The sequence below is a fragment of the Streptomyces sp. NPDC058741 genome (assembly GCF_042746715.1).
GTDB lineage: Bacteria > Actinomycetota > Actinomycetes > Streptomycetales > Streptomycetaceae > Streptomyces.
Genome location: NZ_JBHYQH010000021.1, coordinates 53,946 through 63,266, shown reverse-complemented (window position 1 = coordinate 63,266; position 9,321 = coordinate 53,946). Strand labels below are relative to the sequence as shown.

Here is a 9,321-nt window from a genome sequence, read left to right as displayed (position 1 = left end):
GGGAGGCGGCGGTGCGTGGAGGCGGCGGTGCGTGGAGGCGGCGGTGCGTGGAGGCGGCGGTGCGTGGAGGCGGCGGTGCGTGGAGGCGGCGGTGCGCGGGCTGCGGCTGCGCCGCGCCGCAGCCCGGCCGCGATCCGGCTGCTGGGGCTCGCCGACCGCGAGGACATCCGGATGCCGCTGCGCCCGGACGACCTCGCGCGGGCCGCGCACCGGACGCCGGGCCTCGACGCCCACCACCCGTGGGTACGCGTCGACCTGCACGGCTACCGCCCGGAGTCCGGCCCGCTGCGCCTGCGGCGCACCGGCCGCAGGCTCGACCGGCCCGACGAGGCGCTGAACGCCTGCCGCGCCGGCACCGGGCTGCTGCTCGGCACGCCGTGGGCCCGGCCGCGCGCCGGCGCGCACGGGACCCAGCCGCTGTTCCGCGTCCCGCTGTTCGTCGAGGACAGGGACCCGGCGATCGCGGCCCTGGCCCGGCGGGGCATCGCCGTCGGCTACCTCTACGGCCCGCCGCTGGACGACTACGCGGGCCCCGAGTTCACCGACCCCCTCGCCGGCCCCCGAGGCGGCCCGCCGGTTCGCGCGGCACGCGCTGCCCGTGGACCCGCTGCGGGCACGGACGGTGATCGAGGTGCTGGAGCCGTCCGGGGCCCGCCCGGCGCTGGCCGGGACGCGGACTGCGCGTCCCCTTTCGGGTGACGCTCCGGGACGGCTTTCCCGGAGCGGTTCGACACCGGGAGGGCTGGGATGGTCCCGTGTCCGAGATCCAGGTGCACGAGTCCGCCGCCGCGCACGCCGGCGACGGCGCACCGCGGCCCGCCGAGCGCGGGCACACCCACGACTCGCTGTTCAAGAACGCCTACTTCCTCATGCTCAGCACCGGCGTGTCCGCCGCCCTGGGCCCGGGGTTCTGGCTCGCGCTCTGGGCGTACGCCGTGCGGCACGCCGAGGTCTCGCGGCTCGACGACTACGGACTGGTCACCGCGCTGCACCCCGCCTTCTGGGCCGGGCTCGCGGTGCTCACCGCCGGTTTCCGGTGCACGGTCCGCGATCCGCGCCGGCCGGGTGACTGGGCGGCGGTACACGTCCTCGCGCTGCTCGTGATGGAGCGGGCGACCCAGGCGGTGGTCTACCCGACGCCGCTGTACGCCTGGGCGTGGAAGCACGACGAGGTCGTCGGCCGCCTGCAGACGGCCGGCCAGGTCGGCGACATGGCGGTCCACGACCAGTGGCCGGGCTTCTACGCCGCCCAGACCGCCCTGGTGCGACTGCTGGGCGTGGAGTCGCCGACGCTGTTCATGGCCTGGTGGCCGCTGGTCTCCAGCCTGATGCTGCTGCTCCCGCTGCTGCTGATCTACCGCACCTTCACCGAGGACCGGCGGCTGGTCTGGACGGCCTTCTGGCTCTCTACGTCGCCCACTGGATCGGGCAGGACCACTTCTCGCCCCAGTCGGCGGCCTCAGCGCTGCCCTGCCCTGCCCCAACGGGCCGCGCTCATGGGGCAGGAAGCCCGTCGGCTCCCGTCCGTCGTACACCACCGCGACCCGGGCCCGCGGCCTCACCAGGGGGCAGGAAGCCCGCCGGCTCCCGTCCGTCGTACACCACCGCGACCCGGGCCCGCGGCCTCACCAGACCGACGGCCGCGGTGAACTCCGTTTCCATGAACGGGTTGCGCGGTGCCCGCGAGGCCGCGCGCAGCGCACGCCAGCGCTCCCTCTCCCTTTCGCCGAGCTCGCCGGGCCCGGCCACACGAATGCGTCCCGCTGCTCAACCCGACCCCCCGATCAGGTCCCCCCTGGACGCTTGGAAGGTACCGTCCGGGACGTCCTCGTGGGTGGGTAGCTGACCATGCCGACGCCAACCGGTGCAGAGGGGCCTTCAACCGGGCAATCAGTGTGCACCCTGCGATGAAACGAACGCGCCCACTGTCCGTATTCTCTGATCATGGCCGCACCCCTCGCATATTCGCTCATCGCCACCGACCTGGACGGAACGCTGCTGCGCGGCGACGACACCCTCTCCGACCGGTCCCTCGCCGCGCTGGCGCGGGTGGCGGACGCCGGTGCCCGGCACCTCGTGGTCACGGGGCGGCCGGCGCCCAGAGTGCGACCGCTCCTGGACGACCTCGGATCGAGGGGGCTCGCGGTGTGCGGGCAGGGCGCGCAGGTGTACGACGCCGGCGCGAACCGGCTGCTGTGGTCCGTCACGCTGGACCGGGAGCTGGCGGAGACCGCCCTCGGCAAGATCGAGGCCGAGGTGGGGGAGGTGTACGCGGCGGTCGACCAGGACGGGGTCGACGGGCTGACGCTGATCGAGCCGGGCTACCTCATGCCGCACCCGACGCTGCCCGCGGTACGGGTCGAGCGGCGCGAGGAGCTGTGGGCCGAGCCCATCAGCAAGGTGCTGCTGCGCCACCCCCGGCTGTCGGACGACGAACTGGCCGCGACGGCCCGCTCGGTGGTCGGGTCGCTGGCGACCGTGACGATGTCGGGGCCCGGCACGGTCGAGCTGCAGCCGTGCGGTGTCACGAAGGCGACGGGCCTGGCGCTGGCCGCGGAGCACCTGGGGCTGCGGCCGGCCGACACCGTCGCCTTCGGGGACATGCCCAACGACATCCCGATGTTCGACTGGGCCGCCCACGGCGTCGCGATGGCCAACGCTCATCCCGAACTCAAGGCCGTGGCCGACGAGATCACCCTGTCGAACGAGGACGACGGCGTCGCCGTCGTCCTCGAGCGACTGCTGGGCGGCGCGGATCAGTACGGGCCGTTGACGTTGTCGATCGAGCCGTAGCGGTCGGCCGCGTAGTTGCAGGCCGCGGTGATGTTGGCGACCGGGTCGTACGGGTCGAACGGGGTGCCCTCGACGTGGTAGGCGGCGAAGGTCGGGTCGATCACCTGCAGCAGGCCCTTGGACGGGGTGCCCTTGGCGGCGTTGGAGTCCCAGTTGTTGATCGCCTGCGGGTTGCCGGACGACTCGCGCATGATGTTGCGGTAGATGCCGTCGTAGGAGCCAGGGATGCCCTTCTGCGCCATGATGTCGAGCGCCTCGCGGATCCATCCGTCCAGGTTGTCCGCGTAGGTCTTGGCGGAGGCCTGGGTGGCCTGGGCGACGCCGCCGGCGGGCTTCGCGGCCGGCTTGGCCGGGGCGGACGACGGGGTCGCCTCCTTCGTGGCGGCGGGAGCCTTCGTCGTGTTGACCTTCAGCTTCAGACCCGGGTGGATCAGCTTCGGGTCCTCGCCGACGGCGGCGCGGTTGTCCTGGTACAGCTGCTTCCAGCCACCCGAGACGTCGTACTTGACCGCGATGCGGTAGAGCGAGTCGCCCTTGGCCACGGTGTGGATGAGCGACGTGGCCTGGGCGGCCTGCGGGACGGACCGCACGGGGGCGCTCTGGGGTTCGGCGGCGCTCGCGTGCGTCGCGCCGAGAAGCGGCAGGGCCAGGGCGACCCCGCCGGTTCCGACGGCGACGACGCCGCGGGTGAACGGGTTCGTGCGGGTATGACGGTGCTTACCTCGTCCGAGCATGGCGATGTTCCTCTCCGGCGCCTGCGAGGTGAGCTGTCGGGTTCGGGCCGGGAGGTGCCCGGCCGCGCACGGCACTGTCGTGCCGTGCGCGGCTTCACCCCGAGCCGTTCCGCTGTGCGGACCGGCGACTTACCTGGGTCCCCCGCTCCTGCCCTGCGTGAGTGATCGGTTCTGTGGGGTATCCGGGCGGTGGCAGGATTCGGCGTCCGCCGGACAGGGCCGGAACGTATGCGAGAGCACATGTCGGGAACAAGCCGTCGGCGTCACACATCCCGCTTGTCGACCTTGGTCGGGCGGTATGGGGTAGCTTGATCCTTTGCGGTCGCCAAGGCTCAACTGGCTTAGGGGTAAAGGGTCTGAGGGTCGGCGTCGAGGTCGGGCGGGGGAGAGGTGCAAGTGATTCAATTCACTGATCACGTTCCGGGGCGCAATGTTCAACAAAGGGAATTTGCTTCATTGTTGCGGCAAATCGCATATCACCCACCACGTCATGGAAAGTGGATAAATGTCTGTTCTTATGAGCTGATCGAAGGAATGGCGGTCTTGATCGGATACCACCCGGCCTGTAACCCCGGGCGCTGGCGGTGATCGAAACGTGACCGGATACGCTGACAGGAGTGGGGGCGGCGACCTATCGACAATCCGCGTCATCACCGGCAGACACAGCAGACAGGAGACCCCTCGTGACCGACGTCGGGCCGTTCGGGCTGAGCGTGCGGGACCAGGCTCTGGAAGCCGATGTCCAGGCCGGGCTGACGGCTGTCGAGGAAGGCTTGCTCGAGGCCACCAAGAGCGAGGTGCCCTTCATCACGGAGGCCGCCCAGCACCTGGTGCGGGCCGGCGGCAAGCGGTTCCGGCCGCTGCTCGTGATGCTCGCGGCCCAGTTCGGCGGTGACCGCCACGCACCCGGGATCGTGCCGTCGGCCGTCGTCGTGGAGCTGACCCACCTGGCCACGCTCTACCACGACGACGTGATGGACGAGGCCACCGTGCGCCGCGGGGTGGAGAGCGCCAACACGCGCTGGGGCAACTCCGTCGCGGTCCTCACCGGCGACTTCCTCTTCGCGCGCGCCTCGCACATCCTGGCCGACCTCGGCCCGGAGGCCGTGCGCGTGCAGGCCGAGGCCTTCGAGCGGCTGGTGACCGGGCAGATCCTGGAGACGGCCGGGCCCCAGGACGGCCGCGACCCCGTCGAGCACTACCTGGACGTGCTGGGCGGCAAGACCGGCTCGCTGGTCGCCGTGTCCTGCCGGTTCGGCGCGATGATGTCGGGCGCCGACGACACGGTCGTGGACGTGCTCACCCAGTACGGCGAGCGGCTCGGCGTCGCCTTCCAGCTCGCCGACGACGTCCTGGACATCGCATCCGACTCCCACGAGTCCGGCAAGACGCCCGGCACCGACCTGCGCGAGGGCATCCCCACGCTGCCGGTGCTGCGGCTGCGCGAGCGGGCGGCCCGGCTCGGCCTCGCGGAGGACCGCGCCCTGTGCGAGCTGCTGGACTCCGACCTCACCGACGACGCCCGGCACGCCGAGGCCCTGCGCCTGCTGCGCGCCCACCCGGCGCTGGAGCAGGCCCGGCGGGACACCGTCCGCTACGCCCAGGAGGCCCGTTCGGCGCTGGCGCCGCTGCCCGAGTGCGCCGCGAAGACGGCTCTGGTGGAACTGTCCGACGCCGTGGTGCACCGGGCCGGCTAGCCGCTGCCCCTCCCACGCCCCCCACCCGCGACCCCTACGGGTCGGGGGAGCTGCCGCCCTGTCGTGTCATACCGCAGCAGTACGCGGAGTTGAGTCCGGGGTCTGACGTATCTCCCTGGCCGTTTTGGTCAGATGGAGACCACGGAAAACACCACTCCTCACCTGTTCGGGTGAGAATGGCGGCTGAGGGACGAGTGCGTGCACGACACGGACAGCCGCCGCCGACCACGGAGGTAGGGCACACATGGCACCGTACGCATCCGACGACAGCACGACCGCCGGGGAGGGCGACGAGCGGCGCTCCGGGCGGCGCAAGGCCGCGCGGTACGTCGTCCCGGTCACGGTGATGGGGGTGGCGGCGGCCACGATCGGGCTGGTCCCCGCCCTCGCCGACTCCGGCGACCCCGACCTGCCGAAGATCACCGCCGAGCAGCTCATCGAGAAGATCGCCCAGTCGGACGTGGAGCAGCTGTCCGGCACGGTCAGGATCAGCACCGACCTCGGCCTGCCGAACCTCGGCGGCCTGGAGTCGAGCCTGATGTCCGGTGCCGCGGGCCGGGGCGAGGGCGGCTCCTCGGCCGACCCGAAGGCCAAGCTCACGGAACTGGTCTCGGGCACGCACACCCTGCGCGTCGCCGCCGACGGCCCCGACCGGCAGAAGCTGTCGCTGCTGGAGAACGCCGCGGAGTACAGCCTCATCCGCAACGGCAAGGACGTCTGGGCCTACGACAGCGCGTCCGACGAGGTCTTCCACGGCACCGGCCCCCGGGGCCCCGAGCGTGGCAGGACGCAGCCGCCGGCCATGCCGAAGGACTTCGCGGAGGAAGCCCTCAAGGCCGTCGACGACACGACGTCCGTGACCGTGGACGGCACCGCCCGGGTCGCCGACCGGGACGCCTACCGGCTGGTCATCGAGCCCAGGCAGTCCGGCTCGACGGTCGGCGCCGTCACGGTGGCCGTGGACGCGAAGACGGGCATGCCGCTGAAGTTCACCCTGACCCCGGCGAGCGGCGGCGCCGCCGTCGTCGACGTGGGCTTCACCCAGGTGAGCTTCGCCGAACCGGCCGCCGCCACCTTCGACTTCACCCCGCCCAAGGGCGCGAAGGTCACCGAGGAGAAGGACGCCGGGAAGGACGCCGGGAAGGGCTTCGGCAAGGGGTTCGCGCCGGGCTCCGGCAAGCCGGGGGCGCACCGGCACACCCACGCGTCCGGCAAGGACCTCGGCAAGGGCCACGACGGCATGAAGACCATCGGCGAGGGCTGGAACGCCATCGCCACCTTCGACACCGGCGGCGAGGGCATGCCCTCGGGTGACGCGGGCGGCGGCCTCGGCGGCTTCGTGAACTCCCTCGGCGACAAGGTCACCGGCACGTTCGGCTCGGGCACGGTCTTCTCGACCCGCCTGGTCAACGCCCTGATGACGGACGACGGCACGGTCTACGTCGGCATGGTCACCAAGGACGCGCTGGTGAAGGCGGCCGAAGCCGGGAAGTAAGTCCGTTACGCCGGGGGACGTTTGGAGAGTTCGAGAGAACGAGGAAGCCGATGGGCGAACCGTCCGCCGACGGGCCGGAGCGGAACGGCGCGGGTGCCGCGGCCGGGGAACCTGTCATCGCCACCCGCGGGCTCACCAAGCGCTACCGCGGCGGGCAACTCGCCGTCGACGGTCTCGACCTGACCGTCCCGGCGGGCAGCGTCTTCGGCTTCCTCGGCCCCAACGGCTCCGGCAAGACCACCACCATCCGCATGCTGATGGGCCTCGTCGAACCCACCTCCGGCACGGCCCGGGTCCTGGGGCAGCCCATGCCCCGGGCCACGCGCACCGTGCTGCCGCACGTGGGCGCCCTCATCGAGGGCCCCGCCCTCTACGGCTTCCTCTCCGGCCGCGACAACCTGATCCGCTACGACTGCGCCGACCCCGCCGCCGATCCGCGCACCCGCCGGGCCCGGGTCGCCGCCGCCCTGGACCGGGTGGGCCTGACGGCCGCCGCCGGCAAGAAGGCCAAGGCGTACTCGCTCGGCATGAAACAGCGCCTGGGCCTGGCCGCCGCGCTGCTCCGGCCGCGCCGGCTGCTGGTCCTCGACGAGCCCACCAACGGCCTCGACCCGCAGGGCATGCGCGAGATCCGTGCCCTGGTCCGCGCCCTCGCCTCCGACGGCACGACCGTCTTCCTCTCCTCCCACCTGCTCGACGAGATCGAGCAGGTCTGCACGCACGCGGCCGTGATGGCACGGGGCCGGCTGATCGCCCAGGGCCCGGTCGCCGACCTGGCCGCCGGGGCGCGCGGCCGGCTGGTGGTGACGACGCCGGATCCGGCAAAGGCGGCGCGGGTGCTGAAGGAGCAGGGCGTCGCCGACGTCGTCGTCACGGACGACCCGGTGACCGGCGAACCCCCGGAGCGGGACCTCGCCGACGTGAACGCGGCGCTGGTCGCGGCCGGGGTGCGGGTCCGCGGGTTCGCTGTCGAACGCGCCTCGCTGGAGGACGCGTTCGTGGCGCTGACGGGGGAGGGCTTCGATGTCGCGGGCTGAAGTCGTGGACAACGTAAGGCCGGTGAGCCGGCTGTGGACGTTCGGGCTGCTGCGCGACGAGCTCGCCACCACCTTCCGGCGCTGGCGCACCCTCGCGCTGCTGGCCGTGCTGGCGGGCGTGCCGGTCCTCGTCGGCATCGCCGTCAAGATCGAGACGGGTGACGGCTCGTCGCCCGGCGGCGGGGGCGGCGGGGGAGGACCGGCCTTCATCGCGCAGGTCAGCAACAACGGTCTGTTCCTGGTCTTCACCGCGTTGGCCGCCACCCTCCCGTTCTTCCTGCCGATGGCCGTCGGGGTCGTCGCGGGCGACGCCATCGCCGGTGAGGCGAGCGCCGGCACGTTGCGCTATCTGCTGGTCGCCCCGGCCGGCCGCAGCCGGCTGCTGCTCACCAAGTACGCGACCGTCGTCCTCTTCTGCCTCGCCGCCACCCTCGTGGTGGCCGTCTCGGCCCTCGCGATCGGTGCGCTGCTGTTCCCCCTGGGCGATCTGACGACCATCTCGGGAACGCGGATCGGTTTCGCCGAGGGTCTGGGCAGAGCCCTGCTGATCGCCCTGGTCGTGGCCGCGTCACTGATCGGCGTGGCGGCCCTCGGCCTGTTCGTCTCGACCCTCACCCAGAGCGGAATCGCGGCGATGGCGACCACGGTCGGCCTGCTGATCACGGTCCAGATCCTCGACCAGATCCCGCAACTGCACGCCCTGCAGCCCTACTTCTTCTCCCACTACTGGCTGTCCTTCGCCGACCTCATGCGCGAGCCGGTCTACTGGGACGAGGCGGCGAAGAACCTCGGCCTGCAGGCCCTGTACGCCGCCGTGTTCGGTTCGGCCGCCTGGGCGCGCTTCACGACGCAGGACGTCACGGCCTAGTCCCGCCGCTCGTACGGGTACCTGGCGAGCGGGGCCTCGCGTGCGAGGAACGTCTTCGCGCGGGCCAGCGCCTCGGTGTCGTCCAGCACGTCGCCCGGCCTGCTGCCGTTGCCGAGCAGTACGCCGCCGAAGCGCATACCCCATGTAGGCCGCCGAGTTGCTGAGCGTGCCGACCAGCGGGTCTGCTACCACCTCCTCGGAGTGCGCGAGCGCGGTGACGCCCCACAGGGTGTGTCCGGCCAGGGTCGCCCTGAAGTCGAGTCCGGGCGTGCGCAGCCAGCCCGGCCAGTGGTCCAGGGAGCGCTTGGTCTGCGCGGAGACCGAGTACCGGTACAGGGGCGAGGCGATCACGATGTCCGTCCCCGCGAGCGCGGCGTCGAGCAGCAGGGCCGTGCTGCCCTCGGTCGGGCGGACGTGGTCGCTGTCGTGGCGCAGGTCCTCGAAGTCCGGGAGCGGGTGCTCGGTGAGGTCGATCCACTGCTGTTCGACCTCCGGGGGCAGTTGCTCGGCGGCGCGGCGGGCCAGCAGCTCGGTGTCGCCGTCGGCGCGGGCGCTGCCCAGAACGAAGAGGAAGCGGCGGGTCATGGGAGTTTCTCTGGCATCGGCATGCGCTGATTGTGTTCTTCTGCATCACATGCGTATGCATCTATACGGGAAGGGGAGGGCGGGAAGGGGAGGGGGACTCCGGGGCGGGCAG

At 72.2% G+C, this 9,321-nt stretch carries 7 protein-coding genes, 2 pseudogenes and 1 riboswitch; of the genes and pseudogenes, 7 read left to right on the top strand and 2 right to left on the bottom strand.

From position 1 onward, the window contains the following. From ACFW6P_RS18775 to ACFW6P_RS18765, 3 genes and pseudogenes are all read left to right on the top strand, one after another. A pseudogene (locus tag ACFW6P_RS18775) lies at positions 1-699 on the top strand (hypothetical protein); the annotation flags it as partial. Positions 700-755: 56 nt separating this feature from the next. Continuing rightward, a complete protein-coding gene (locus ACFW6P_RS18770; protein WP_386349477.1) occupies positions 756-1,649 on the top strand; it encodes a hypothetical protein in 894 nt (297 codons plus the stop codon). A gap of 295 nt (positions 1,650-1,944) precedes the next feature. After that, entirely contained in the window at positions 1,945-2,793 is an 849-nt protein-coding gene (locus ACFW6P_RS18765; RefSeq protein ID WP_386349480.1) for an HAD family hydrolase, read from the top strand. Here ACFW6P_RS18765 and ACFW6P_RS18760 read toward each other — a convergent pair. Next, a complete protein-coding gene (locus ACFW6P_RS18760; protein ID WP_386349483.1) occupies positions 2,757-3,527 on the bottom strand; it encodes a transglycosylase SLT domain-containing protein in 771 nt (256 codons plus the stop codon). The two genes, ACFW6P_RS18765 and ACFW6P_RS18760, sit on opposite strands and share 37 nt — an antisense overlap. Positions 3,528-3,530: 3 nt before the next feature. Then, a riboswitch (cyclic di-AMP (ydaO/yuaA leader) is annotated at positions 3,531-3,701 on the bottom strand. A gap of 509 nt (positions 3,702-4,210) precedes the next feature. On the opposite strand from ACFW6P_RS18760, the gene ACFW6P_RS18755 reads away from it, so the two are divergent. The 4 genes from ACFW6P_RS18755 to ACFW6P_RS18740 all read left to right on the top strand — a co-directional run bounded on the left by ACFW6P_RS18755 (position 4,211) and on the right by ACFW6P_RS18740 (position 8,624). Then, positions 4,211-5,224 carry a polyprenyl synthetase family protein gene (locus ACFW6P_RS18755; RefSeq protein ID WP_386349485.1) on the top strand — a complete coding sequence of 338 codons (1,014 nt, stop codon included), beginning with the start codon at positions 4,211-4,213 and terminating at the stop codon, positions 5,222-5,224. Between the two features lie 244 nt (positions 5,225-5,468). Further along, a complete protein-coding gene (locus tag ACFW6P_RS18750) occupies positions 5,469-6,719 on the top strand; it encodes an outer membrane lipoprotein carrier protein LolA (protein ID WP_386349488.1) in 1,251 nt (416 codons plus the stop codon). Positions 6,720-6,769: 50 nt separating this feature from the next. Next, complete coding sequence (locus ACFW6P_RS18745) at positions 6,770-7,756, top strand: ATP-binding cassette domain-containing protein (RefSeq protein ID WP_386424161.1); 987 nt, start codon at positions 6,770-6,772, stop codon at positions 7,754-7,756. Beyond that, positions 7,743-8,624: an ABC transporter permease gene (locus ACFW6P_RS18740; protein WP_386349494.1), complete on the top strand. Its 882-nt coding sequence runs from the start codon at positions 7,743-7,745 to the stop codon at positions 8,622-8,624. Before ACFW6P_RS18745 ends, ACFW6P_RS18740 begins: the two co-directional genes overlap by 14 nt. Here the strand turns inward: ACFW6P_RS18740 and ACFW6P_RS18735 are convergent. Further along, positions 8,621-9,209 (bottom strand): annotated as a pseudogene (locus ACFW6P_RS18735) (flavodoxin family protein). The gene ACFW6P_RS18740 and the pseudogene ACFW6P_RS18735 sit on opposite strands and share 4 nt — an antisense overlap. Positions 9,210-9,321 lie beyond the last annotated feature (112 nt).

Excerpts from the sequence above, each read along its gene's own strand:
- ACFW6P_RS18765 (WP_386349480.1), top strand. The coding sequence starts at position 1,945 with ATGGCCGCACCCCTCGCATATTCGCTCATCGCCACCGACCTGGACGGA.
- ACFW6P_RS18760 (WP_386349483.1), bottom strand. The coding sequence starts at position 3,527 with ATGCTCGGACGAGGTAAGCACCGTCATACCCGCACGAACCCGTTCACC.
- ACFW6P_RS18750 (WP_386349488.1), top strand. The coding sequence starts at position 5,469 with ATGGCACCGTACGCATCCGACGACAGCACGACCGCCGGGGAGGGCGAC.
- ACFW6P_RS18745 (WP_386424161.1), top strand. The coding sequence starts at position 6,770 with ATGGGCGAACCGTCCGCCGACGGGCCGGAGCGGAACGGCGCGGGTGCC.
- ACFW6P_RS18740 (WP_386349494.1), top strand. The coding sequence starts at position 7,743 with ATGTCGCGGGCTGAAGTCGTGGACAACGTAAGGCCGGTGAGCCGGCTG.